This window comes from Psychrobacillus insolitus, from assembly GCF_003254155.1.
Classification (GTDB): Bacteria; Bacillota; Bacilli; order Bacillales_A; family Planococcaceae; genus Psychrobacillus; species Psychrobacillus insolitus.
In genome coordinates, this window is record NZ_QKZI01000003.1 from 1 (window position 1) to 26,098 (window position 26,098).

At 35.7% G+C, this 26,098-nt stretch carries 28 protein-coding genes and 1 rRNA gene; 14 read left to right on the plus strand and 15 right to left on the minus strand.

What is annotated here, in order from left to right; all coding sequences use genetic code 11:
- Positions 1-91, minus strand: a 16S ribosomal RNA gene (locus tag C7437_RS09295); the annotation flags it as partial.
- A gap of 542 nt (positions 92-633) precedes the next feature.
- Here C7437_RS09295 and C7437_RS09300 point away from each other — a divergent pair.
- Together C7437_RS09300 and C7437_RS09305 are read left to right on the plus strand one after the other, a co-directional pair.
- A complete protein-coding gene (locus C7437_RS09300; RefSeq protein WP_111439419.1) occupies positions 634-1,356 on the plus strand; it encodes an MgtC/SapB family protein in 723 nt (240 codons plus the stop codon).
- Positions 1,357-1,371: 15 nt separating this feature from the next.
- A complete protein-coding gene (locus tag C7437_RS09305; protein ID WP_111439420.1) occupies positions 1,372-2,361 on the plus strand; it encodes a cation diffusion facilitator family transporter in 990 nt (329 codons plus the stop codon).
- Positions 2,362-2,385: 24 nt separating this feature from the next.
- On the opposite strand, the gene C7437_RS09310 is transcribed toward C7437_RS09305, so the two are convergent.
- The 5 genes from C7437_RS09310 to yugI all read right to left on the minus strand — a co-directional run bounded on the left by C7437_RS09310 (position 2,386) and on the right by yugI (position 8,268).
- Positions 2,386-3,549, minus strand: coding sequence for an iron-containing alcohol dehydrogenase (locus C7437_RS09310; RefSeq protein ID WP_111439421.1), 1,164 nt, complete (start codon positions 3,547-3,549; stop codon positions 2,386-2,388).
- A 73-nt stretch (positions 3,550-3,622) separates the two neighbouring features.
- Positions 3,623-4,867: a Glu/Leu/Phe/Val family dehydrogenase gene (locus tag C7437_RS09315; protein ID WP_111439422.1), complete on the minus strand. Its 1,245-nt coding sequence runs from the start codon at positions 4,865-4,867 to the stop codon at positions 3,623-3,625.
- 80 nt (positions 4,868-4,947) lie between these two features.
- Entirely contained in the window at positions 4,948-6,141 is a 1,194-nt protein-coding gene (locus tag C7437_RS09320) for an ornithine--oxo-acid transaminase (RefSeq protein ID WP_111439423.1), read from the minus strand.
- 28 nt (positions 6,142-6,169) lie between these two features.
- Complete coding sequence (gene pruA / locus C7437_RS09325) at positions 6,170-7,714, minus strand: L-glutamate gamma-semialdehyde dehydrogenase (RefSeq protein WP_111439424.1); 1,545 nt, start codon at positions 7,712-7,714, stop codon at positions 6,170-6,172.
- Between the two features lie 179 nt (positions 7,715-7,893).
- On the minus strand, positions 7,894-8,268 hold the full coding sequence (gene yugI / locus C7437_RS09330) for a S1 domain-containing post-transcriptional regulator GSP13 (RefSeq protein ID WP_111439425.1): 375 nt from the start codon (positions 8,266-8,268) through the stop codon (positions 7,894-7,896).
- A gap of 332 nt (positions 8,269-8,600) precedes the next feature.
- On the opposite strand from yugI, the gene C7437_RS09335 reads away from it, so the two are divergent.
- Positions 8,601-9,938, plus strand: coding sequence for a sodium-dependent transporter (locus C7437_RS09335; protein WP_111439426.1), 1,338 nt, complete (start codon positions 8,601-8,603; stop codon positions 9,936-9,938).
- A 98-nt stretch (positions 9,939-10,036) separates the two neighbouring features.
- Positions 10,037-10,252 (plus strand): helix-turn-helix domain-containing protein, encoded by a 216-nt coding sequence (locus C7437_RS09340; protein WP_425450563.1) that lies wholly within the window; start codon positions 10,037-10,039, stop codon positions 10,250-10,252.
- A 52-nt stretch (positions 10,253-10,304) separates the two neighbouring features.
- Here C7437_RS09340 and C7437_RS09345 read toward each other — a convergent pair whose 3' ends face one another.
- A complete protein-coding gene (locus tag C7437_RS09345) occupies positions 10,305-10,565 on the minus strand; it encodes a DUF1871 family protein (RefSeq protein WP_111439427.1) in 261 nt (86 codons plus the stop codon).
- A gap of 76 nt (positions 10,566-10,641) precedes the next feature.
- Between C7437_RS09345 and C7437_RS09350 the strand changes: the two genes are divergently transcribed.
- Positions 10,642-11,808: a MalY/PatB family protein gene (locus C7437_RS09350; RefSeq protein WP_111439428.1), complete on the plus strand. Its 1,167-nt coding sequence runs from the start codon at positions 10,642-10,644 to the stop codon at positions 11,806-11,808.
- A 1,307-nt stretch (positions 11,809-13,115) separates the two neighbouring features.
- Here C7437_RS09350 and C7437_RS09355 read toward each other — a convergent pair.
- Positions 13,116-13,337, minus strand: a complete 222-nt coding sequence (locus tag C7437_RS09355) for a hypothetical protein (RefSeq protein WP_111439429.1) — start codon at positions 13,335-13,337, stop codon at positions 13,116-13,118.
- 16 nt (positions 13,338-13,353) lie between these two features.
- Positions 13,354-13,941, minus strand: a complete 588-nt coding sequence (locus tag C7437_RS09360) for a peptidylprolyl isomerase (RefSeq protein WP_111439430.1) — start codon at positions 13,939-13,941, stop codon at positions 13,354-13,356.
- A 235-nt stretch (positions 13,942-14,176) separates the two neighbouring features.
- On the opposite strand from C7437_RS09360, the gene C7437_RS09365 reads away from it, so the two are divergent.
- Positions 14,177-15,415: an MFS transporter gene (locus C7437_RS09365; RefSeq protein ID WP_111439431.1), complete on the plus strand. Its 1,239-nt coding sequence runs from the start codon at positions 14,177-14,179 to the stop codon at positions 15,413-15,415.
- Between the two features lie 123 nt (positions 15,416-15,538).
- On the opposite strand, the gene C7437_RS17060 is transcribed toward C7437_RS09365, so the two are convergent.
- The gene (locus C7437_RS17060; protein ID WP_146249627.1) at positions 15,539-15,754 is read right to left on the minus strand and encodes a DUF5366 family protein; all 216 of its coding nucleotides are present in this window, start codon (positions 15,752-15,754) and stop codon (positions 15,539-15,541) included.
- Positions 15,755-15,958: 204 nt separating this feature from the next.
- Between C7437_RS17060 and C7437_RS09375 the strand changes: the two genes are divergently transcribed.
- From C7437_RS09375 to mnhG, 7 genes are read left to right on the plus strand one after another with little or no spacing between them, the layout of a single operon-like run.
- Positions 15,959-18,391 carry a Na+/H+ antiporter subunit A gene (locus C7437_RS09375; RefSeq protein ID WP_111439433.1) on the plus strand — a complete coding sequence of 811 codons (2,433 nt, stop codon included), beginning with the start codon at positions 15,959-15,961 and terminating at the stop codon, positions 18,389-18,391.
- Positions 18,378-18,800 carry a Na(+)/H(+) antiporter subunit B gene (locus tag C7437_RS09380; protein WP_111439434.1) on the plus strand — a complete coding sequence of 141 codons (423 nt, stop codon included), beginning with the start codon at positions 18,378-18,380 and terminating at the stop codon, positions 18,798-18,800. Before C7437_RS09375 ends, C7437_RS09380 begins: the two co-directional genes overlap by 14 nt.
- The gene (locus C7437_RS09385; RefSeq protein ID WP_111439435.1) at positions 18,800-19,141 is read left to right on the plus strand and encodes a Na(+)/H(+) antiporter subunit C; all 342 of its coding nucleotides are present in this window, start codon (positions 18,800-18,802) and stop codon (positions 19,139-19,141) included. Before C7437_RS09380 ends, C7437_RS09385 begins: the two co-directional genes overlap by 1 nt.
- A gap of 49 nt (positions 19,142-19,190) precedes the next feature.
- Positions 19,191-20,621: a Na+/H+ antiporter subunit D gene (locus C7437_RS09390; RefSeq protein WP_425450564.1), complete on the plus strand. Its 1,431-nt coding sequence runs from the start codon at positions 19,191-19,193 to the stop codon at positions 20,619-20,621.
- Positions 20,621-21,100: a Na+/H+ antiporter subunit E gene (locus C7437_RS09395; protein WP_111439437.1), complete on the plus strand. Its 480-nt coding sequence runs from the start codon at positions 20,621-20,623 to the stop codon at positions 21,098-21,100. The genes C7437_RS09390 and C7437_RS09395 overlap by 1 nt, the downstream gene beginning before the upstream one ends.
- Entirely contained in the window at positions 21,097-21,378 is a 282-nt protein-coding gene (locus tag C7437_RS09400; RefSeq protein ID WP_111439438.1) for a Na(+)/H(+) antiporter subunit F1, read from the plus strand. The genes C7437_RS09395 and C7437_RS09400 overlap by 4 nt, the downstream gene beginning before the upstream one ends.
- Positions 21,362-21,724 carry a monovalent cation/H(+) antiporter subunit G gene (gene mnhG / locus C7437_RS09405; RefSeq protein ID WP_111439439.1) on the plus strand — a complete coding sequence of 121 codons (363 nt, stop codon included), beginning with the start codon at positions 21,362-21,364 and terminating at the stop codon, positions 21,722-21,724. Before C7437_RS09400 ends, mnhG begins: the two co-directional genes overlap by 17 nt.
- Before the next feature lie 51 nt (positions 21,725-21,775).
- Here the strand turns inward: mnhG and C7437_RS09410 are convergent, their stop codons facing one another.
- Both C7437_RS09410 and C7437_RS09415 read right to left on the minus strand, forming a co-directional pair.
- Positions 21,776-22,012: a hypothetical protein gene (locus C7437_RS09410; RefSeq protein WP_111439440.1), complete on the minus strand. Its 237-nt coding sequence runs from the start codon at positions 22,010-22,012 to the stop codon at positions 21,776-21,778.
- Positions 22,013-22,071: 59 nt separating this feature from the next.
- Positions 22,072-23,574, minus strand: coding sequence for a leucyl aminopeptidase (locus C7437_RS09415; protein ID WP_111439441.1), 1,503 nt, complete (start codon positions 23,572-23,574; stop codon positions 22,072-22,074).
- 150 nt (positions 23,575-23,724) lie between these two features.
- Between C7437_RS09415 and C7437_RS09420 the strand changes: the two genes are divergently transcribed.
- On the plus strand, positions 23,725-24,198 hold the full coding sequence (locus C7437_RS09420) for a divergent PAP2 family protein (protein ID WP_111439631.1): 474 nt from the start codon (positions 23,725-23,727) through the stop codon (positions 24,196-24,198).
- Positions 24,199-24,842: 644 nt separating this feature from the next.
- Here C7437_RS09420 and C7437_RS09425 read toward each other — a convergent pair.
- From C7437_RS09425 to C7437_RS09430, 3 genes are all read right to left on the minus strand, one after another.
- Positions 24,843-25,166 carry a YuiB family protein gene (locus C7437_RS09425; RefSeq protein WP_111439442.1) on the minus strand — a complete coding sequence of 108 codons (324 nt, stop codon included), beginning with the start codon at positions 25,164-25,166 and terminating at the stop codon, positions 24,843-24,845.
- A gap of 92 nt (positions 25,167-25,258) precedes the next feature.
- Positions 25,259-25,387: a YuiA family protein gene (locus tag C7437_RS16960; protein ID WP_170122353.1), complete on the minus strand. Its 129-nt coding sequence runs from the start codon at positions 25,385-25,387 to the stop codon at positions 25,259-25,261.
- Between the two features lie 105 nt (positions 25,388-25,492).
- Positions 25,493-25,996, minus strand: coding sequence for an NUDIX domain-containing protein (locus tag C7437_RS09430; RefSeq protein ID WP_111439443.1), 504 nt, complete (start codon positions 25,994-25,996; stop codon positions 25,493-25,495).
- Positions 25,997-26,098 lie beyond the last annotated feature (102 nt).

Genomic DNA, 26,098 nt, shown 5'->3' on the forward strand with positions numbered 1-26,098 from the left:
AAGAAGCAAGCTTCTTCATCATTCGCTCGACTTGCATGTATTAGGCATGCCGCCAGCGTTCGTCCTGAGCCAGGATCAAACTCTCCATAATAGTTGAGTATAAAACTCAACAAATTAGAACTAGTTTAAAAGCTCATTTTGTTTTGCTGGCATCATCATTAAATGATGTCAAAAATGTTTTGCTATCGAGCTAACCGAAATTAGTCAATAAGCTGTATTTCTTAACGTTTTGCATGTTCAGTTTTCAATGTTCATTTTGTTGCGTCGTTTTGACGACTTTATTATCATAACTCCTATTAGAGTTTATGTCAAATGTTTTTTATATTTCTTTTTCAAAACATTTCCCTATCTCTCTTGAGGACAAGTATTAGTATATACAAAATACAAATGAAAATCAACACTAATTTACAAAAAATCGTAATTTTAATTCTCTTCCTTTAATAACAAGTTATATATACTTTACTAATGAAGCTCCTCTACCTTCACAATTCTCTTTATTCCTCTACTTTCTAGGCTTATTCTACTGAATTTTATAATACATATCTAATAAAGTGTTTCATCAACAAATAATAAAAGGTATTGTATATCTAACCACTTTATAATACATACCTAATAAAGAGATGAGGAAAATTCATGATAGATTGGCTTCAAACTTATTTAGAAAACAATGAAATCATCTTTAAATTATGTTTTGCTGCATTATTAAGTTTAATAATAGGTATTGAGAGGGAACTAAAGAAGAAACCGATTGGGCTAAAAACGAGTATTGTCATCGCTACATTTAGTTGTCTATTGACGTATATCTCCATTGAGTCTGCTTATAACACAAATCCACATAACGGAATTAACATAACAATGGATCCACTTCGTTTAGCAGCACAAATTGTTAGCGGAATAGGTTTCTTAGGTGTTGGTGTTATATTGCATAAAGGAAACGATAGCATTACTGGCCTTACTACAGCTGCAATGATTTGGGGGGCCGGTGGGATTGGAATTGCAGTGGGTGCAGGTTTCTACAAAGAAGCTTCACTAACAGTAGCTATTGTGTTGATTGGTATAGAAGCTATCCCACCCTTAATGACTAAGTTCGGGCCAAAACGGTTAAGATCCAAAGAGCTGTTCCTTAAGGTTCTCGTCCAGGATACCGTAAGTATTACTAAAGTTTATGAATATCTAGAGAAAAATGGTGCTTATATAGAAGGAATCCTAATTAGAGATATAATTTTAGAAAATGATTACGCAAAACATGAGATGGAAATGCGTTTATCTATACTTACAAATGAAACCCCAGTAGAATTTTATAACACGTTGAAACAATTAGATTTTATCGAGCGTGTAGAAGTTGAATCTATTTAATAAAGGAGATTTTTTATGACAAACTTTTTAAAACTACTAAAGGATGGCAATAAACCTTCCTTAACTGCAGCTATTGTTAATACTATTATTGCAATTTTAAAGGCCGGAGCATTCTTTTTAACTGGCAATGTTGCAATGTTCGCAGAAATGATGCACTCAATTGGAGATGCAGCTAACCAATTTTTTGTTTATATTGGTTCGGCATTATCCAAAAAAGCTCCCACCCCTAAGTTTCCTAATGGGTTCGGACGTTTAGTCAATTTAGTTTGTCTAGGAGCAGTAATTATTGTTGGTATTCTTTCTTATGAGACTATTTTAGAAGGCTGGCATCACATACAACATCCAGCTGCATCTACTGGAGTAGCAATAACTCTTACTGTATTAGCAATTAGTATCATCTTGGAATTCTCTGTGCTTTATAAAGCTGGAAAAGAAGTTTTACATGAAGCAGGCGTCAAAGGCACATTACTTTCACCACTTACAACTAGTTTTACTCATTTAAATCAAGCAAAACCTGCAACCAAATTAGTATTTATGGAAGACTTAGTTGCAACATCTGGTGGTATTCTAGCATTTGTAGCTGTTTTGATTTCTCATTTTACAGGATTTTTACAAGCAGAAGGTATTGCTTCTATTATGATTGGATTAATGATGTTCTATGTAGTGGGAAAAGTATTCTTAGATAATGCACGTGGAGCTCTTGGTGAAACAGATGAGCAAATGCTTAACCATATTGCGCATATAGTTTCAGAAAATCCTCATGTTAAAGATATCCAAGAATTAGAAGTAGTAAAAGAAGGTGAGTTTTTACATGTGAAGTTAGTTGCCGAAATAGATCCTTCCCTTTCTTTTGCTAAAGTTGACGATATCCATGATGTATTAAAAGATCTAATCATGAGTCAACAGGGTGTAACAGATGTAATTATTGCTTTTGATGAAGATGATGGCGTTCGAGAATGGACTCACCATAAAGACCCTAGAACAATATTAAAAACACATGACTGATTTCAGTCATGTGTTTTTCTTTGCTTATAGACAAGCTGTTAATATTTGTTTTGTATCTTCTGCATTTAACTTATTAAAGTTACCATATGGGCCGTAGACCATTGCTTTTTCAACCATAAGGTCTATTTTCGAATCATCGATATTATAATCAGCTAGTTTGATTGGTGCTTCTAATGAAGCCCAGAATGCTGCTAACTTATCAATTCCTTCATAGGCAACTTCTTCCACAGATTTACCTTCAGTATTAACTCCAAATACATTTGTTGCCATTTTTGCAAAACGCGCTGGATTTACTTTCACATTATGGCGCATCCACCTAGGGAACACAATTGCAAGTCCTCCACCGTGTGGAATATCATATACCGCAGAAATGGCATGTTCGATATTGTGACTTGCCCAATCTCCGTTATAACCCATTTGTAAGAAACCATTTAAGCCTAGTGTTCCTGCAAATAAGACAGTTTCACGTAGTTCATAGTTTTCTAAATCTTTCACAAGTTTTGGACCCGCATCTATAACCGCTCGCAAAACTCCTTCAATCATTTCATCTTGAACAGGTGTATTCGTCGCATTATTATAGTATTGTTCGAACATGTGAGACATCATATCAACAATCCCATAAACTGTTTGATCCAATGGTACTGTAAACGTATTAACTGGGTCTAAAATGGAGAACTTAGGAAATACATGTGGACTTCCCCAACCATATTTTTCAAGTGTTTCTTCATTTGTAATAACAGAACCAGAATTCATTTCTGAACCAGTGGCAGCTAGTGTTAACACTGTCCCAAAAGGAAGTGCTTCTGTAGGAATAGCTTTACGTGTAACTAAATCCCACGCATCTCCATCATATTTGGCAGCAGCTACGATTAGTTTCGTACAATCAATAACAGATCCTCCACCAACAGCTAGGACAACATCGATTCCTTCTTTTTTACAAAGTTCTGCTCCTTTTATAGCTGTAGATAATCTCGGATTCGGTTCTACGCCGGATAATTCAAATACTTCCATATTAGCTTCTTTCAGATTCGCCATTACTTGATCATATAGTCCATTTCTTTTAATACTCCCTCCGCCATACACGACTAATACTTTTTTCCCGTATGGAGAAAGTTCATTTGTTAATTTTGCTAATTGATCTTTACCAAATATTAATTTAACTGGATTATAAAATGAAAATGCATTCATGTTTTGGACCTCCTCTTTCATAGAGTATAAAATAAATAAAACCGCTTGTACAATACAAGCGGTTTAGTAATTGTTATACCCACCCACGGAAACGCGAAGCTTCGGCAGTTCGACGTACACCAACCATATATGCAGCTAAACGCATATCAATATTACGTGTTGTAGCTACATTATAAATATTTTCAAAAGCTTCAACCATTTTAATAATAAGTTTGTCATTCACTTCTTCTTCTGACCAGTAATAACCTTGATTATTTTGTACCCACTCAAAGTAAGAAACAGTTACGCCTCCAGCACTCGCTAATACGTCGGGCACTAATAGAATACCTCTTTCATAAAGTATTCTTGTAGCTTCAGTTGTTGTTGGACCATTTGCAGCTTCTACAACAATTTTCGCTCTAATATTATGTGCATTATCAGCAGTAATTTGGTTCTCTATTGCTGCTGGAACTAAAATATCACAGTCTAATTCTAATAATTCTTCGTTTGATATAGTGTTTTCAAATAATGTTGTTACTGTACCGAAACTATCGCGACGGTCTAATAAATAATCGATATCTAACCCGTTCGGATCATGTAATGCACCATAAGCATCTGAAATGGCAATAACTTTTGCACCTTGATCACTAAGGAATTTAGCTAAGAAGCTTCCTGCATTACCAAAGCCTTGAATAACTACACGAGCACCTGTCATATCAATGCCACGTTTTTTAGCAGCTTCATTAATGATGATTGTAACACCTTGTGCAGTTGCTCGGTCACGACCTTGAGAACCACCTAATGCAATTGGTTTACCAGTAATAAATCCCGGAGAGTTTAATTGATCCATACGACTATATTCATCCATCATCCAAGCCATAATTTGCGCATTCGTGAATACGTCTGGAGCAGGAATATCTTTTGTCGGTCCAACGATTTGACCAATTGCTCTAACATACCCACGACTTAAGCGTTCAATTTCTCCCATAGACATTTCACGTGGGTCACAAACTACTCCACCCTTAGCCCCACCATATGGAAGGTTAACAATTCCAGCTTTTAAAGTCATCCACATAGATAGTGCTTTCATTTCTTCTACCGTAACTGCAGGATGGAAACGAATTCCTCCCTTAGTAGGACCAACCGCATCGTTATGTTGCGCACGATAACCAGTGAATACTTTAATTGTATTATCGTCCATTTTTACAGGAATACGAACTTCCAGCATTCTAATTGGTTCTTTTAATAGTTCATACATCGCATCATCATAACCCAATTTTTTCAAAGCCTCTTTAATAACTGCTTGAGTTGATGTAAATAGGTTTAAATTATCAGCCATTGATTATTCCGCCTCTTTAATTTATATTAATTTCTCGAAACAATTGTAACATATATTGGTTAAAACTTAACTATTAAATGTTATTTTGTGAATACTTTTTTAATTCTTTCAATCGCCCAGTCCAATTCTTCTTTTGAAATAATGAGTGGTGGAGCAAATCGGATAACCGTGCTATGAGTTTCTTTACATAATAATCCTAATTCTTTTAAAGCTTCACAGAAAGGACGAGCTTCTTCTGTTAATTCCATACCGATAAATAGCCCACGGCCACGTACTTCTTTAATAGATAAATGTTGAATTCCTTTTAAAGCGTTTAAGAAATATTCACCTAATTCTAGAGATCGATCTGCTAACTTCTCGGCTTCTAATACTTCAAGAGCAGCGATCGAAACAGCACATGCCATTGGATTACCACCAAATGTGGAGCCATGAGAACCTGGATTAAATACTCCTAAGATATCACGGTTTGCAACTACGCATGAGATAGGGAATACTCCGCCACCAAGTGCCTTACCAAGAATATACATATCAGGAATTACACTTTCCCATTCACAGGCAAACATTTTACCAGTACGACAAAGTCCTGCTTGTATTTCATCTGCAACAAATAGAACATTATTTTCACGACATAATTCAAAAGCCGCTTTCATAAAACCTGCAGGAGGAATGATAACTCCAGCTTCTCCTTGAATTGGTTCGATCATGAAAGCTGCAGTATTTGGTGTAATTGCAGCTTTCAGCGCTTCTAGATCTCCGTAAGGAATAATTTTAATCCCTGGAAGGAACGGTCCAAACCCACGTTTATATTCAAAATCAGATGATAATGATACAGCACCCATTGTACGACCATGGAAGTTGCCCTCACACACAATAATTACCGCTTGATTTTCTCTCACACCCTTCACATCATATGCCCATCTTCGAACCGTTTTAATAGCAGTCTCAACAGCTTCAGCACCGGTATTCATTGGCAATACCATTTCTTTACCTGTTAGTTTACTTACTTTTTCGAACCACGGCCCTAATTGATCACTATGAAATGCACGAGAAGTTAAAGTAACACGATCTGCTTGATCTTTTAATGCTTGAATAATTTTCGGATGGCGATGCCCTTGATTAACTGCAGAATAAGCAGAAAGCATATCCATGAATTTATTTCCTTCTGGATCTTTTACCCAAACTCCTTGTGCTTCAGAAATTACTATTGGAAGTGGGTTATAGTTATTTGCACCAAATTTAACAGTTTGTTCAATTACTTGTTTTGAAATGGTCATAGACTAAAGCTCCCCAGTTTTAATTATATTAAAGCATTTCAGATGTAGTTTTTGCTTGTAAATGAAGCTGGATATAATCTGGTCCGCCAGCTTTTGAATCTGTACCTGACATATTAAATCCGCCAAATGGTTGATATCCAACAATAGCACCAGTACATCCACGATTGAAGTAAAGGTTACCAACATGGAAATCATCACGAGCTTTTTCTAAGTTCATACGGTTATTTGTAATTACTGCTCCAGTTAATCCATACTCTGTATTATTTGCAATTTCAATTGCTTCATCGAAGTCTTTTGCTTTAGACATACCTAAAACCGGACCAAATATTTCTTCTTGCATAATACGAGAAGTTGGAGATAAGTCAGCAAATACAGTTGGTTGGATGAAGTAACCTTTTGAATCATCACCAGTACCACCTATAACTAGACGACCTTCACCTTTACCAATTTCAACATATTCCATAATTTTTTTATATGCAGCACCACCGATCACTGGGCCAACGAAGTGTTCATCGTTATCTGGGGCACCTACCGTCAAAGCTTTTGTTAATTCTTCTACACGATTAACTACTTGTTCGTATACGTCTGCTACGATTACAGCACGTGAACATGCGGAACATTTTTGACCACTGAAACCAAATGCAGATTTCACGATAGATTGAGCAGCTAACTCTATATCTGCTCCTTTATCTACAACGATTGTATCTTTCCCTCCCATTTCAAGGATTGTGCGTTTGATCCAGATCTGACCTGGTGATATTTTAGAAGATTTTTCAACAATCCCTAGACCCACATCACGAGAACCAGTGAAAGTAATGAGACGAGTACGTGGATGTTCAACTAGGAAGTCACCTATTTCAGCGCCAGAACCTGGGATGAAGTTAACAACACCCGCTGGCATACCTGCTTCTTCTAATACTTCAACAAATTTATAAGATATAATTGGAGTTGTAGAAGCTGGTTTTAATAACACGGTATTCCCAGCTACCATTGCAGCAACCGTAATACCTGCCATAATTGCAAATGGGAAGTTCCATGGTGAAATAGCAATGGCAACACCAAGCGGAATATAATTATAACGATTATATTCACCTGGACGGCTCTGCACTGGAGCACCATCTTTTAAACGTAGCATTTCGCGTCCATAATATTCTAAGAAATCAATTCCTTCTGCTACTTCTACATCAGCCTCAATCCAAGTTTTACCTGCTTCTTTTGATAATAAAGCAGAAAATTCAAATTTACGGCGACGTATGATAGCCGCTGCTTTGAAAAGAACATCAGCACGTACTTCAGGTTTTACCTTTTTCCATGTTTTAAATGCTTCATCTGCAATTTCTAATGCTTTTGCTGAAATTTCTTGTGTAGCTTTTGAAACGATCCCTACAACTTGTTCTTTATTTGCAGGGTTATAAGAAACAATTTTTCCTTCAGTAGTAATTCTTTCTCCACCAACGATTAATGGGAATTCATCACCAAGGTACGCTTCAACAACTTTATATCCATCAGCCATCGCTTTTTTATTTTCTTCTTTTGAAAAGTCTGTGAACGGTTCATGTTTATACGACAACATTAAATCCCTCCTTTAGAATGTTACATACCCTGCATTCAATCAGGGGAAACTAAAATAAAGCAAACAATAGAATGCACAGAAAAGTCTACACTTATGCGTATGCCTGTTTTATTAATTGTAGAAGAAACTTATAATGAAAAACGGACGCCTTTAGAAATTAAAGGCGTCCGTTTTTTCAATTACTCAATTGATTGTTTAATCCAATCTGCTAGCTTTTCTTTCAATGTGTTAAATCCTTCTTCGTCATTCTCGTCTACACGAGCTTGAAGCGATTTACGCGGTCTATCTTCTTTTTTTGGCATTAGAGGCTTTTCTTGCAGTTCACGTATGGATAGACTGATTTTACCTGCATCCATATCCACTTCTAATACTTTCACTTTTACTGCTTGCGCTACTGTTAAAAATTCACTAACTTCTTTTACGTAGCCATACGTAATTTCTGAAATGTGTACAAGTCCTTGTGTAGTCTCATCCAAGCTAACAAATGCACCATATGGTTGAATGCCCGTCACTATACCCGATACAACATCTCCTACCTTATAAGTATTGGTCATATGAACCGTTCCTACTTTCTATTTATATACGTTTTAGTCAAGATAAATTATAGCATAGTGCAGCGAGATAACTAGCAAAGACCTACTCCGCTCACGCGAGGAATATATTTGCAATGATTTGGTACGGCTATATAAAATCTTTTTCTAATATTATTTAGTAGGATTATACAAAAAAATCATACTCTTGCCATCTGATCTTAGCGAGGTTTAAACTATTATAAAAAGAGGAATAACTTCACAAATCTATCTTTCAGTTTTTTTCACAATTTATCTATACATTTTCTTTACAACCTCGTGTACAATAGTACAGTTCTATCGAAGGAGGAAATACAATGACAAAACGAGATCATTTTGGATCTAAAATTGGATTTATACTAGCAGCAGCTGGAAGTGCTATCGGCTTAGGTGCTATTTGGAAGTTCCCATATATGGCTGGAACGAACGGTGGGAGTGTGTTCGTATTACTGTTTATATTGAGTACATTGCTTATTGGACTACCAATTTTACTTGCTGAATTTATCATTGGCAGAAAGGGTCAAGCGGATGCTGTCTCTAGCTTTAAGAAGCTTGCACCTGGAAAACCTTGGTATCTAATCGGTTGGTCAGGATTTATCTTTTCATTTATTATACTGTCTTTTTACAGTGTCATTGGTGGATGGATTTTATCTTATTTAGTTAGATCCATCACATTTAGTGTAAGTGGAAATAGTGAAACTTTTTACGAAGACCTATTTAATTCCGTTATTTCAAATCCATTTGAAGTGTTGGCTGGTCAAGCAGTTTTCATCTTTTTGACAATTTGGATCGTACAGGGTGGAATCAAGGGTGGGATTGAAAAGGCAAGTAAGTGGATGATGCCACTTTTGCTCATATTCTTTCTTATACTAGCAGTTCGTTCTATGACGCTTCCGGGAGCTATGGAAGGAGTTAAATTTCTTTTCGTTCCAGATTGGTCCTATTTCACTTGGGAAACTGCATTACTAGCTCTAGGGCAAGCATTTTTCTCCTTAAGCGTAGGTGTTTCTGGAATGATTACGTATGCATCTTATTTACCAAAAGATACGAAGCTAGGATCCTCTGCTCTTAGTGTTTCGCTTCTTAATATAGGGATTTCTATCATGTCGGGTCTCGTTATATTCCCTGCTGTCTTTGCATTAGGTTTTTCTCCAGATGCAGGACCGGGACTTGCATTTATTATATTACCTGCTGTTTTTGAACAAATTATATTCGGTCAATTTTTCTTAATATTATTCTTTGTTTTACTGCTTTTCGCTACATTGACTTCTTCCATCAGTATGTTAGAAATTGTTGTATCAATTGGGATTAAATCGAAATATGATAGAAGAAGAAGAGCTGCATGGGTATATGGTTCTTTAATATTTTTACTAGGTATTCCGAGTGCTTTATCTTTTGGAGTACTGTCGAATGTCCAAATAATGGGAATGTCCATTTTTGATTTAGCTGATTTCTTAACTAGCAGCATTGGATTACCATTAGGTGCCTTATTTATCTCCATATTTGCTGGATATAAATTCTCCAAATCAGAACTTACAAATGAACTGAATTTAAACAAGTTTTTATTGAATTCGTGGCGTATTATCGTCCGGTATGCAGCCCCTATTGCCATTATTATTGTATTTTTACAAGGTATCATCAAAGTATTAATGTGAAAATTGTGCATTTATTGTCAATCTTCTAATTAGTAATAATAAGAATTGTGTTATAATAGAAATAATTAAGACTTCTATTTTAACAAGGGGTGGCTATAATGATGAAAAAAGAAATACACGAACAGTTGCGTCAATTAAGAGAAGAAAGAAACATTTCTTTAGAAACACTTTCCTTAAAAACAAGAATTGGTACAGCAAAACTTGAAGCTTATGAATCTGGTGCAGAAAAACCTTCTGTCCAAACAATACTCACATTATCGAATGCTTTAGAAGTCCCAGCATCTAATTTATTAGACGGAATTGAAAATGCATAAGAAATAAAAAACAGTTTTCGGAGTAAAAACCGAAAACTGTTTTTTATATTACTTAAAGAATGCATTTCATTTCATATTTTAAGGCAATTAATTTATAAGAAATGTCCATGCACTTTTCGAGAGGAATCCACTGTTCAAACGAATGTTCATAAATTGATTGAATTCGTTTTGCCAATTCAGATGGATGATCGATACTCTGTAAATTTGCTACAACATCTGCAACTTCTGCATCGTAACTATCCACACCTACACTGAAAGGATCCCACTTTTGAAGTGTCCATACCGCTTTTCTATTCATCTCAATTGAGTCCATTTACATTCACCTTACTACTTTTTTTAGTTAGGGTTATAATAACATAATAATAATAAAAGAAAAGAGGTAATTATATATGTTTGATTTTACAACAAACTTTAATAGAGAAAATACACAATCTGCCAAATGGGACATGTTAAAACAAGTCTATTCTTTAGATGATGCAACAGATATACTCCCAATGTGGGTGGCAGACATGGATTTTGCAATAGCCCCAGTTATTTTAGAATCAATTCAAAAAAGAATGGAACATCCCATCTTTGGCTATAGTTTTCCATCAGAGGAAGTATATCAAGTAATAATGAACTGGCTAAATGATAGACATCAGTTAGCAATTGAAAAAGAATCAGTATTATTACGCCATGGTGTAATTCCAGCGCTAACTGAGGTAATTGATGCTTTTACAGATGAAGGAGATACTATTCTAACCTTTACACCAATCTATCCCCCTTTGACATCCATTCCTCACAAATTGGGACGAGTGGTTGAAACATGTCTTTTGATTGAAAACGAAAATTCATTTGAAATTGATTTCGAGGAGTTTGAAAAAAGTTTACAACAAAATGTGAAAGCATTTATTCTTTGTAATCCACATAATCCAGCTGGAAAAGTATGGAGTAAAGAAGACCTGACAAAAATAGCGGCTTTATGTCAGGCTAATAATGTTTTAGTCTTTTCAGATGAAATTCACTCAGATCTCATTTTCAAGCCAAACACACATATCTCCCTTCTATCTGTTGCAGAAGACCCTGCAAACATAATAACTTTCTTTGCACCGACTAAAACATTTAACATTGCTGGTATTCAAGCCGCAGTCATGATCGTTTCTGATAGTGAAAAACGAAAAGTATTAAATGACCGAGCAATGAAACGTGGAGAAATGGGCTTAAATATATTCTCTCTAGTAGCATTACAAGCTGCGTATGAAAAAGGAGCTCCTTGGTTAGAAGAACTATTAGTAACACTGTCTTCCAATATGGATTATGTTATCGAACAGTTGTCCAATGTAGCAGGTATTAAAGTTAGTAAACCTGATGCGACGTATTTAATGTGGATAGATTATAGAGGGACAGGTCTTTCTGAAAAAGAAATTATGCACTTATTATTAACGAAAGGAAAAGTAGCTTTAGATCCTGGAACTAAGTACGGAGAAGCTGGAAATGGATTCTTACGTATAAATGTAGCTTGCCCACCTTCATTACTAGAAGATGGCATAGCACGATTTATCAAATCACTTACCTGAGAAAAGCGAAAGCGCCCTTTTCTAAATGGACGTTTTCGGTTCGCTCTGGACGAAACTTATGGTAATAGGATAAACGAGTAAGAGGTAGATGAGCTACGTGACTGCGTCACGTAGCTCATCTACTTTTTTCGGTCATCCTATTACCGTCGTTTGTCCGTCGCTCCCCTAAAACATCTAAGAGAAAAGGGCAAATGCTTTGGGTAATAAAAGAAGAGATACTTTTCTACATAGTAAAGTGCGCCTGAAGATGCAATTTCAGGCGCCATCCGCTTTTCTATAAAATAATACTTCCTTATTTTTATAGAAGAGTTCCTTGTCTACATAAGTTACTAGAAGAAAATAAGATTCTGTTTAGAAATGGTTCAAAAAAATGGAGAAGCATTCATCTAAGTAAGGCGTGACATGAAAGCCAAAATTGCATCTTTGGCGTCCTCTTTAGGTAAGCATGCGGCTCCTCTCTTCTTAACCAAAGCTTTCACATAATGATTCCGATTATTTTTGGAGAGCGGCGGACAGTCATTAGTTACACAATTACAAAAAAAGAAATGGCTTAAGCGACTAGAAGAAATTATACAAACTGTGTTCCAAGTATGTGAAATTCTTATACTTTCTTATTCCTTGAGAAAAGCGCAAGCGCCTATTACTGCGTAAGGCAGCAAATACCGTTGGGGAAGAATTTTAGTCGGCTATAATTGATTTATGTAGTTGTCGCGGGACTGTCCAGAAAGTCAGAAAACTGATTTTTTGAGGCAGTCTTTTTATGTAGTTTTTTAAATCTTGGTTTCTATTTGAGCTTATGCTTCCAATATTCTCTTTGCTGATTTTCGTTACGAGCGGCGACTCCAGTGGGATTAGCGTGACAGGTGAGACCCCGCAGGAGCGAAGCGACGAGGAGGCTCACCGCACGCCCCACGGAAAGCGTCCGCTCGTAACGAAAATCAGCGCGGATCAGGATTTTATTTCACCAATCTCATTTCTACACGTTTAATTTTTTACTCTATTTTATTCATCATGATTTATAAAATAGAGCAAAATGGAGATACGACTTATCCGAAAATAAGTGCCAAAAGAGACTTTCCTCCTGTTTTTGTACTTATTTTAAAATATGTCGTATGTCAGTTTTGGCCATTTTTGAGGTTTGGAAGATTTTTTTTGGAAGGCTTGTTTTAGCCACAAACTCTCAGAGTATTTGATTCTAAAACAAGATAGCAAAGTTAGTTTGGTTGGATTTTTTTGTGTCTCGAGCGATTTAGAAAAATCATCCATCCTGTGATTAAATTCTTATTCTTCAAGAAAAAACAGTCAACTCAATTCTGAGTTGACTGTTTTTCCATTTCTTCTCTTCTTGCTTTCATTATTCTATCTTCTATTTCTTTTGTTTTTAAAGCATCTTTTGCAGATTTACTTTTAATCCATTTAAATACTAGTAGACAAATTATTATAAAAACAATTAATTCAATAACTACTGGGATATATTCTGTTTTATCATCCGGGAAATATAAAAACCCTAATTGTAAAAAAGTTAACATATATACACTTCCTTATTTACTTTTGTAAAACTTCGATTGAATCAATTGTAATGTCTTTTAATGGTTTGTCATTTGCACCTTTTTCTACAGTAGCAATTTGAGTAACGATATCCAACCCTTCAATTACTTGTCCAAATACTGTATGCTTCTGATCTAAATGTGGTGTTCCACCCGTTTTTACGTATGCCTCTGCGATTTCTTGTGGCCATCCACCTGTTGTAAATTGTTCTACAGTAGCTGGTGCTTCTGATGCTTGAACAATAAAAAATTGACTTCCATTCGTATTGGGTCCTGCATTTGCCATAGAAAGAGCTCCATAAAGGTTAAACAAATTCATCGAAAATTCATCTTCAAATTCTTCTCCGTAAATACTTTCTCCACCCATACCAGTTCCAGTTGGATCTCCACCCTGGATCATAAAATCTTGAATGACACGATGGAAAATAATACCGTCATAATAATTATTTTCTGCATGTGTTAAAAAGTTTTCTACCGTTTTAGGAGCAAGTTCAGGGAATAACTTAATCTTTAGGTCCCCCATAGATGTATGCATGACTATTAATGCTTCGTTTGAAGCTACTTCTGTTGATAATTGTGGGTACATTAGTGTATCTCCTCTGTTGTTTTATTTGAATCTATTCATGTATATTTCAGGTGATTTGTACTGTATTTATTTTATACAATAAAACAATTTTATAAGTTTAACTAATTAAAGACAAGTTTAACATATTGAATTGTCTTTTTCAGTGACAAACTCTTAAACTTTATAAGCAATACAAAATGTCCTATAATAGAGATTATGCATAATGTGCGCAACAAACTAGAAAGAAGGGATGTTGATGAGCGTACAAAAACGAAATTTTACGATTATGTGGGTTTCAACTTTTCTTGTGTCCAGTACGATGACCATGATTATGCCCTTTTTATCTTTATACATTAATACGATGGGTGAATTTACAGATGCGTATGTTCAAAAATGGTCTGGGTTAATATTCGGAGCTACCTTTGTTACAGCTTTTCTAATGTCTCCAATATGGGGAAGAATCGCTGATAAATACGGGTACAAGCCTATTTTAATCATTAATGGATTTGGAATTGCGATCAGTGTATTTTTAATGGGTTTTGTAAATTCAGTAGAATCCTTCTTTGTACTTCGCCTATTCATGGGGATAGTTACAGGATTTATACCAACGTCACTTGCGTTTATAAGTTCTCAAACACCGAGAAATATTGCAGGTAAAACGATGGCAACTCTTCAAATGGGAAGTGTTTCTGGTACTCTTTTCGGACCTATTATTGGTGGACTAATGGCAGATACATTTGGGTTTCAATATACATTCATCATTACAGCAGTAGCAGTATCTCTTGCAGCTTGTATCGTTTTATTTGGGATACATGAGATTAAAAGAGAGAAACAAATAGGAGATCATGAATACTCTAGAAAAACGGTTATCTCTGGAATTTTCCATCACCGTTTAATCTTAAATGTGTTAATGATTACATCGCTCATTCAAATAGGAATATTTAGTATTCAACCACTCTTGTCTTTATATGTCTCTCAATTAACGGATTCAAAAGAAGTTGCTCTACTTGCAGGGATTACATTCAGTGCAACTGGGGTTGGGAGTTTAATGTTTGCACGAACTTGGGGAAAACTTGGGGATTCTATCGGGTATGAAAAAATACTAGCCGTGTTACTCATCATAGCGTTTGTTTTCACCGTTCCTCAAGCATTCGTAACAGAATTATGGCAATTGGTTATTCTTCGTTTCTTATTTGGAATCGCAACCGGTGGACTAATTCCAATTACGACAGCCCTTATAAGAAGAGAAGCTCCAATAGATGTACAAGGTGAGTTAATGGGTTACAATACAAGTTTCCGCTTTTTAGGGAATATTATAGGACCTATGTTTGGTGGATTTATCAGTGGCTATATTGGGATTTCCTCTGTATTTTTCGTTACAGGTGGATTATTTCTATTGGCATTTGCCATTATATATTACGCACGTAAAAAGCCAATGCAAGACTTTGAGGATGTTCTCAACGAAGAGGAATTACATGCCAAAATGTCTACTTAAAAATAGCACAATTTGCTTTTAAACCATTACTTGTTTATGCACCAGTATTTGAAACGACAAGCTTAACACCAAATAATCTGACCAATGAAAGAAGCTACTAATTTCTGTAGCTTCTTTTTGCTTTTATAAAAATGGCAAACTAGCAATAATTGGATCGATTGAAAGCCTATCGCTGAAATAGCTGCTCCTGATGACATACCCACCAGGTGCTTGTGCTACCGTCTTCTCTTCTAAACCCTTGGAGAAAAACAACATGCCTAGTTCATGAATTGTTTCCGCTATTAATTTTAATGCAGCAAAAAGCATGAGATATACTAATGAAAATACGATTAATAACAAAATTTCCAATTCTAAAATGGGAAATTTCCAAAGACATATGGGTTTTTCATTTGTTCTCCTCTTACCTTTAATTTATCTACTATGTATCATATCGAAATACTAGAATGTTCTGCAAGTAGCTAGTTATTATGAATGCATTGTGACATTATTTACGTTATAATTATTGGAGTGCATTTAAATAAAAGTTTTGAAAGGAGGATTCCTTTGTCCTTAATTTTCGCAATATTCACACCCATCCTTATTGCATTGCTTATTCCATTTCTCTTTAAAAGGGTACCTAAAATTCATACAGGATGGTTTGTATTAATTGTTCCTGTAGCTCTTGTTAGTTTCTATGCAACTTATCTTCCTTCCATTATGAGTGGTTCGACATACATAGACGAGTTGCCTTGGATTCCATCACTAGGAATTTCATTTATCTCATACATAGATGGTTTAAGTTTACTATTTTCATTATTAATAACTGGAATTGGCTCACTCGTTGTCCTGTATTCTATTTTTTATCTCGATAAAAAGAAGGAAAAGCTAGGCAACTTTTATGTGTACTTATTGATCTTTATGACTGCCATGCTTGGCGTTGTACAATCTGATCATTTAATAAGCCTTTATTTCTTTTGGGAACTAACATCCATATCTTCGTTTCTATTAATTGGATATTGGTATACGAGAGATGGATCCCGATTTGGTGCATTAAAGTCCATGATGATTACCGTATTTGGTGGCCTTATGATGCTCGGTGGATTCTTAATCCTTGGAATATTAGGGGATACATTTTCGATTCGGGAACTGATTGCACAAACTACTACACTCGCTACTCATGATCTTTTTGTTTGGGCGCTTGTTTTAGTATTACTTGGAGCTTTCACAAAATCCGCACAGTTTCCGTTTTATATTTGGTTACCTGATGCAATGGAGGCACCAACTCCTGTCAGTGCATATCTTCACTCTGCAACGATGGTGAAAGCTGGCCTTTACTTGGTTGCTAGATTTACCCCTATCTTTGCAGTTTCTGAAGTTTGGGTTTGGCTAGTTACAGGTGTGGGGATCGTCACCTTATTATGGGGTTCTTTCTTCGCAGTAAAACAAACCGATTTAAAAGCCATTTTAGCTTTTTCAACGGTAAGTCAGCTAGGTTTAATCATGTCTTTACTAGGAATTGGCTCTATTGCATATCACGTTAGTGGTGATTTAGTTACTACTTATACATTTGCAACATTTGCCGCTATCTTTCATCTGATCAATCATGCGACGTTTAAAGGTAGTTTGTTCATGATAGCAGGCATCGTCGACCACGAAACTGGTACAAGGGATATTCGTAAACTAGGTGGCCTTATGAGCTTGATGCCTGTAAGTTTTACAATAGCGCTTATCGGAAGCTTATCGATGGCAGGCGTCCCTCTCTTTAATGGATTTTTAAGTAAAGAAATGTTCTTAGATGCTACTCTTTCTCTACAACATTTTAACTTGTATGCAATGGACACTTGGGGCATTTTAATACCAATCATTGCATGGGTTGCAAGTGTATTTACATTTGTATATAGCTTGTACTTTGTGTTCCATACGTTCCGTGGAAAGTATAAACCTGAACAATTACCTAAGAAAGCACATGAAGCTCCATTAGGAATGCTAGTATCACCAGGAATTTTGGCTACACTTGTTATCGTTATATTCTTTGTTCCAAATTTCCTAGGAAATACTTTTGTAAAACCAGCAGTAGTAGCTATTCAACCATTAACTTATGCTGTACCTGCTGATGTTGGCTTTACGATTAAAGCTTGGCATGGATTTGATTCTATAGCTTTATACATGACGTTAGGAATCTTCTTAGTTGGTTTCGTATTATATAAATTGCTTCCAAAATGGACAGCAATTTATCAAGCTATTCCATCTAAACTGTCATTAAACAAAATGTATGATGGATTAATGAATTTTGCTGATCATGGAACAAATCGTATTTCTTCCTTATACATGACAGGTTCCATTCGATCCTATTTACTGTATATGTTTGCAGCGATTATCATGTTGCTTGCAAGTACTTTATGGATCAAAGATGCATTTGTTATTAGCTTCGATAATTTAGCACCTATTCGCTTTTTCGAAATATTAATATCGATTATCTTAGTTGTTGGAACACTTACCATATTATTTACTAAGTCTAGATTAACAGCGATTATAGCACTTGGTGCAGTAGGCTATACAGTTGCTCTATTCTTCATCATTTTTAAAGCACCTGACCTTGCATTGACACAGCTAGTCATCGAAACTGTTTCTGTCGCACTGTTTTTAGGAGCATTTTATTATTTACCGAAATTGAATAAGCACGAGAAAGGGAAAGAAGACAGAGGATTCCGTTTAGGAAACTTCATCATTGCTCTTGGAGTTGGTGTCATGGTTACGCTAATCGCTATCTCTTCCCACTCTCAAAAACTCGTGCCTTCCATCTCTCAGTATTATAAAGATACAGTTTACTCGGAAGCTGGTGGAGGAAATATTGTAAATGTTATTTTAGTAGATTATCGTGGTTTTGATACATTGTTTGAGATAAGTGTATTGACTATCGCTTCACTTGGAATCATTGGAATGATTACAGTTCGTCTTGCAAAAAAGAAAGGAGATAGAAAAATTGAAAACAAATGATTTAATTATTCAAACGACAACAAAAGTAGTCTTTTTCATTATTTTTCTATTCTCTATTCATATCTTTTTTGCAGGGCACTACACACCAGGTGGAGGATTTGTTGGTGGACTATTAATGTCTAGCGCAATTGTCTTATTGCTACTAGCATTCGACTTGAAAACTGTTCAAGAAATGCTCCCAATCAACTATACAATACTCACAGCCATTGGATTACTAATCTCACTAGCAACAGCTGCTGGATCTATTTTCTTTAATGTCCCTTTCTTCACACATGTATATGATTATTTTTATATTCCTTTACTTGGGGAAACATCTATTCATACAGCAATGTTCTTCGACACTGGAGTTTACTTGGTTGTAGTTGGTGTGACGATGACTATTATTCAAATGATAGGAGGAGATGAATAATGGAAATATTAATGTCCATATTGATCGGCTTTCTATTTATGGCTGCAGTTTACTTAATACTTTCCCGAAGTTTACTTCGAATAATTATCGGTACTGGTCTATTAAGTCATGGCACACATTTACTTCTCTTAACTATGGGTGGGTTAAATGGGAAAGCTGCTCCCGTTCTAAAAGATGGTGTGACAGACTATGCAGATCCAATTCCACAAGCATTAATATTAACTGCCATTGTTATTAGTTTTGGTGTAACTGCATTTTCTTTAGTACTTGCTTATCGTACATATAAAGAAATTGGTACTGACAACATGGAATTAATGAAAGGAACTGAAGACAATGATTAACTTATTATTATTTCCAGTCCTCATCCCGTTCCTTTTTGCAGCTATCTCATTGTTTTTCCCGAAAAAAGTAAAAGCACAACGAATTACTGCTATCACTGGGTTACTTTTAGCGCTAGTGTCTGCAATTATACTTTTAGTGAAAGTCAAAACAGATGGTGTACAAGCCCTCACTTTAGGTAGTTGGGCTCCTCCATTTGGGATCACGATGGTTTCTGATATGCTGTCTGTATTATTAGTAACGTCATCCATTCTTATCTCACTATTTGTTGTTTGGTATAGCTTTTCTTCAATTGGAGAAGAACGGGAAAAGGCTTTCTATTACCCAGCTATTCTATTCATGTTAACTGGTGTGAACGGTGCTTTTACGACAGGTGATATTTTCAATATGTTTGTATTCTTCGAAGTTTTACTCATGTCTTCATATGTACTCATTGTATTAGGAGGCGAAAAAGTTCAATTAAGAGAGTCAATCAAATACATATTAGTAAATGTTATTTCTTCTTCCTTGTTTGTTATAACAGTTGGTTATCTATATTCAGTTGTTGGAACGTTGAATATGGCTGACATTTCAATTAAGCTTGCTGATATTGGACAAACAGGAATTGTAACGGTCATTGCGGTGTTATTCCTTATTGTATTTGGTATCAAGGGAGGAATCTTTCCATTATTCTTTTGGTTACCAGGTTCATACGCAGCTCCACCAGTACCCGTTCTCGCGCTTTTCGGTGCATTATTAACAAAAGTTGGCGTATATGCAATTATCCGTACGTATACACTGTTCTTTACAACGGATGTCGGTTATACACATGAGCTATTAATGATTATATCCATCATTACTATTATTGCCGGTTGTATTGGTGCCCTTGCATACTTTGACTTAAAACAAATCATTATTTATAACATCGTCATTGCAGTAGGTGTTATTTTGTTTGGTGTTTCTACTATGAACGAAAGTGGTCTGATGGGCTCTGTCTTTTATTTAATTCATGATATTTTAATAAAAGGTGCACTGTTCTTATTAATAGGAATCATTATTAAAATTACAGGTACATCTAATTTACGAAAAATGGGTGGATTGATCAAGCACTATCCCATACTTGGATGGAGCTATTTAATCGCTGCATTCGGACTTGCAGGAATTCCTCCACTCAGCGGATTTGTAGGTAAACTCTTAATCGTACAAGGTGGACTGGAAGGAGAGTATTTGTGGCAAAGTATATTCATCTTAGCTTCGAGCTTAGTCGTTTTACTCTCTGCAATACGAATATTCATCTATGCTTTCTGGGGTGAAGAAAAAGGGTCACATGATATTAGTCCAAAATTGTATCGACATTTAATGGCTCCTACAGTAACGCTTGTTGCAATCACTGTGCTATACGGAGTAGGTTCTGAGTTTTTAGTTCCATTTATGACAGATGCTACATCTGTATTACTTGATCCTAGCGTATATACTGACGCTGTATTTGAAGGGGTGAAATAATGGCTTTTCAAATATTAGTAAATTTAATTATCGCGGTTACTTGGATGTTTTTATCCATTTCATTTAAGCCTACAACATTTATTGTTGGTTATTTATTAGGCTTGTTCATGTTATTTTTTCTTCGCAAGTCATTTAGCACAAGATTTTACATGGAGAAAGTATGGGCTATTATTAAATTAGTCTTGTTGTTCTTAAAAGAACTTACTTTATCTAATATTTCCGTATTAAAACTAATCATTAAACCAGAAATGCCTATTCGACCAGCTATATTCGCTATGCCTACTGTGTTAGAAAAAGATTGGGAAATTACATTATTATCTAGTCTAATTACATTAACGCCTGGAACCATCGTAATTGATATTTCGGACGATAATAAAACCTTGTATATCCACTCAATCGATTTTGAGGATATAGATGATGCGGTTAAGTCGATTCAAGATACGTTTGAAAAAGCAATATTGGAGGTGAGCAGATCATGACGACATTTTTATGGGTAATCGTTGTTTTAGTTAGTATTTCCCTCCTTGGATTTTTGTATCGTCTAGTAATAGGTCCGACTACCCCTGACAGAGTGATTGCACTCGATGCCATTGGGGTCGGATTAATTACATTGATCGGACTCATTTCCATCCTATTTGATACCGAGTTCTTCTTGGAAGTTATTTTGCTTCTAGCGATTCTTTCATTCATTGGAACTGTTGCTTTTTCTAAATTCACGGAGAAGGGAGTAATCATTCAACGTGACCGTAATAGCTAATATCTTAATCATCGCTACTATCTCATTTGGAACTATCTTCATTCTTGTAACTGCTATCGGATTAATACGTTTACCTGACGCTTATTCGAGAGCACATGCAGCATCTAAAAGCGCAACATTGGGTGTCATGAGTATTTTACTCGGAGTATTTTTTCACTTTTGGTTAATAGAAGGAACGTTTAATTCACGCATTCTACTAGGTATTGCTTTTCTATTTATAACTGGTCCTGTAGGTGGACATATGATGGGTAGAGCTGCTTACCTATCCGGAGTAAAACTTTGGGACAAAACTGTTCGAGATGATCTAGCAGAAGTTGTAAAGAAAAAAAGAGAAAATCTAAAATAAAAAAAGCTTTTGCAACCGCTGAAATAGCAAGTTGCAAAAGCTTTTGTTTTATTAATAATACCCACCATAATACGGTTGATACGGATATGGTTGAAATGGATAGTAAGGATATGGATAGGGATAATACGGTTGTCTATACCCTCCGTAACCTCCTAACGAAGAACCTATTAAACTCCCGAATAACCCACCTAAGAATGGCCCTCCAAAACTTCCAATAAAGGGGCCTCTAAAACCACCAAAACCAGGATTTCTATAACCCCCAAAACCACCACGCTGAATTCTTACCATGCTGTTCCTCCTTTCACCTCAGTGTATGCCACTGGAGAAATTGAGGTTATGCGTTTTCCCTACTCTTCTTCTGACATTCTTTCAATTAACGTTGCAAGTGTACGTACCATTACACCAGTTCCACCTTTAGGACCTAAATCATGCGCTGACTTCGTATCCGAAGTACCAGCGATATCTAAATGAATCCAAGGTGTATTCTCGACAAATTCTCCAACAAATCCACCACCAAAAATCATGTGCCCATCGCCACCTGGTGAGTTATTAAGATCTGCTACATCACTTTTACGAATGCGTTTTTTATCATTTTCAGTTAAAGGCAATCTCCAAACAAATTCTCCTGTTTCAAGAGAAGATTCCATAAATGTTTCGAAAAACTCTTCATTATTTGTAAGTGCCCCTGTTTTATCGTATCCAAGTGCAGTAATAACACCACCTGTTAATGTTGCTACATCTACAATATAATTAGCTCCTTGCTGTTTCGCATATGTAACAGCGTCTGCAAGAACTAAGCGCCCTTCAGCATCCGTATTTAATATTTCAATTGTTTTACCACTCATAGAGGTAATCACATCATCTGGTTTAAATGCGTTTCCAGATATCATGTTATCAGTAGAAGCAATGACAGCAATGACGTTGTGATTTGGACGAAGCTCACCGATGATTTGCATCGCACCTAACACTGCTGCAGCTCCACCCATGTCACCCTTCATTCCAACAATTCCAGTTTTAGTTTTGATGGAATAGCCACCAGTATCAAATGTTATACCTTTACCTACTAGTGCAACAACATCTTCCCACTCATCTGTTGCTTGGTATTTTAAAACGATTAAACGTGGTTCTTCAACAGACCCTTGGTTTACAGCAAGTAGTGCACCCATTCCAAGTTCTTCTATTTCTTTTTTACCTAAAATCTCTGTTTCAAATCCGTAAGTATCACCAAGTTCTCTCGCATATTCCCCTAATTGAGTTGACGTAAGAACATTTCCTGGAGTATTTACTAAGATTCTTGCTTCATTCACAGCATCTGCATATATAATTCCTAATTCAAAATAAGATATAATTTCTTCTGCATCGTCATCTGTTAAAAGTTCCACTGTTGGTAAATAGTAGTCCGGAGTATTAGATGTTGTTTTATAACCATCATAAACGAAAGAACCCATACCAAGGCCTTCTGCCGCTAAATAAGCTACGTCAGTATCCGCTATTGTATCTGTTGTGAAAGATGGAACCCAGATTGCTAATGATTCAGGTTCTCTAACTAATAATTCTTTCCCAACTAGTCCAAAAACTTCACGAATTATTTCTTGTGTTAATCCCTTACGATCTCCTAATCCAACAAAAAGGATCCGCTTAACTGCACCTTTATCTATCATTGGAATGTTTACTAATTTTTTAAGCTTAGAAGAAATATCTCCATTCTTAACCCATTCTAGTATGTTTTCACCAAAATAAGCAGAGAATTCATTCCATTTAGTTGTATTTTCTGCATGTTTAGAAATTGCTACGACTAATGTTTCAGATTGAATTTCATTAAATATTACTTCATTTGTACTAATAATCATTAATATTCCTCCTATAAAATTCGGATCTATTTTTATTATATAGGAAGTGCAAGCTTTTTTCGAATTGTAACCATGAGTTACTATTTCAGAAGTTATGTATATGTTATACTAAAACCACTCATTGTATTTTGAAGAAAGGCGGTGTCTCATCTGGCAATTCTCCAAAACACTCCACTGTTAGTTGCACTATTTTCTATTTTCTTTGCACAATTTGTGAAAATACCTATTCATTTTTTAATGATAAGAAAAGTAGACTGGAAACTTTTTACTTCTACAGGCGGAATGCCTAGCTCTCACTCTGCTGCTGTTACATCCCTTTGTACTGCAATTGCTTTTGAAACAGGATTAGATTCTCCACTCTTTGCTGTAGCGACCGTTTTTGCTGTTATTGTAATGTTTGATGCAACAGGTGTACGTTTTCAAGCTGGACAGCAAGCCATTATGATTAATCAAATGCGTACAGACTTTCAAAACTTTTTAACTCAAACGAAAGATTGGGCACATTTGAAAAATGAAGAAAAACTTGAAGAATTAAAAACATTATTAGGTCATAAACCACTAGAAGTTTTTATGGGAGCTCTCACAGGAATTATCATTTCCCTCATTACATATACTGCGATTTAATAAAAAAGGTTCTTTGTCAAATGACGTTGGTGAAGGATTTAGTCGGCTATAATTTATTTGTCAGGGGACTGTCCAGAAAGTCAGGAAAACTGATTTTTTGCGACAGTCTTTTTTATGTAGTTTTTCAAGTATCCCGTTGTTCCGCGGGCATGGCTTCATGCCTACTCGTCCGCTCTTTAGCTCGTGCTTTTCCGTCGGGAGTCACTATTTTGCACTCCAAGCAACTAAAATTGCACGTTAAAGTTATATAAATTGCCTGATCCGGCGAAATGCTTAAAAGTAGGATTATGATGCTTTTGAGCTTAATTGTTATTGTTTGCTTTGTTTATCAGACATAGCTTTTAATACTGGATCGTACGCTAACATTTCTTCTACTGGGAGTCTCACTTGTTTTCTATAACTATTTGAACTTATCTTTCCTCTATTCTCTTTGCTGATTTTCGTTACGAGTGGCGACTCCAGTGGGATTAGCGTGACAGGTGAGACCCCACAGGAGCGCGGTTTTCGCGACGAGGAGGCTCACCGCACGCCCCACGGAAAGCGTCCGCTCGTAACGAAAATCAGCGTGGATCAGGATTTTATTTCACCAACGTCATATATTATACATCCAAAAAAGGACGACTCTAGGGAGTCGTCCTTTTTTATTAAAACATTTGATATCCATTTTTACGTAAGAATTTAATAACTATTCCCGCAACTATTGAGCCAGCTAAACCACTTACTAGAATAATAATATCTGCGGCATGAAGAGAAATAATTTTGTCTCCTAAAGCAGAGAAAGCAGTTCCTGATTCTGTAAAATAATCAAAGAAACCAACTTCATCAATAATGAGCACTACCACTACTGGGTATAAAATAGCCATAAACCAAGTCATTCTTAATAACATATTTAATAAAAAGGCAATTCCAAAAAACATGACAAAAAATATTAGCACTGAAAGGATCATTTGAACAACCATAAAATCCATAATATATTACCTCCGTAGTATCCTCTAAATAGTTTACCTTATCGGAGGCTAGTATTCAATGCACTTATTTGTTTTCACGTATTTGTCATAACCTATTTATTTTTTCCAGAACCCTTACAACAATTACAAGTTTCTGAACCTCCTAATCTTAATTGAAAATAGCCTTCTCCTTTGCAATATGGACAATGAACTGAATTACTTTCTTTGCTAAGTCTAACCATATATACCCCTCCTATTAAATGTTTGTTTTGAATATTCCGATAATATAACACAGATAAAATTTATTGTAAATAAAAAACATAAAATTTATTTGCATTTTTGTTACCCTATCTTGTTTTAGTTATAAATACTTTAAAACTAGTATATCCAAAGACATCTCCAGGATTAATACCATCTATTGTATCAAATCCATTTTCAAGAGTGTGGGTTGCTAATTCATGAATCATAGCTGATGACGTTGGATCTATTATTAGATCTCTTGGATGCTTCCATGCGACTTCGTATAACTCCGAAAGTTGAGCTTGAAGGATAGGATTTTCTTCTACTGGTTGAAGTAAAAATATAGCCATATTATCACTTATTTTATTTGCAATGACGCCACTGCGAAAACCAATCATTTGGATGAGCGTACACGCAACACCCGTCTCTTCTTTTACTTCTCTCAATATAGCTTGGTCAATAGTTTCATCACGACTCACAAATCCTGCTGGAAAAGACCACTTTGCATGAAGTCCACCATAACGCTTCATCACAACTAACCATTCTCCAAGATGGTTCACTACCACTCCAGCTACTCCTAACCATACATTACCTCTATCTTCCCTAGCCATTTCTACATCTCCTTTTTAGAAAAGCGCAGGAGTAACGACCTTTTGCGCTAGACAGGTACTTATTTTAAATTTTATGCAAACTTATTGTTAAAAATGCTCCCA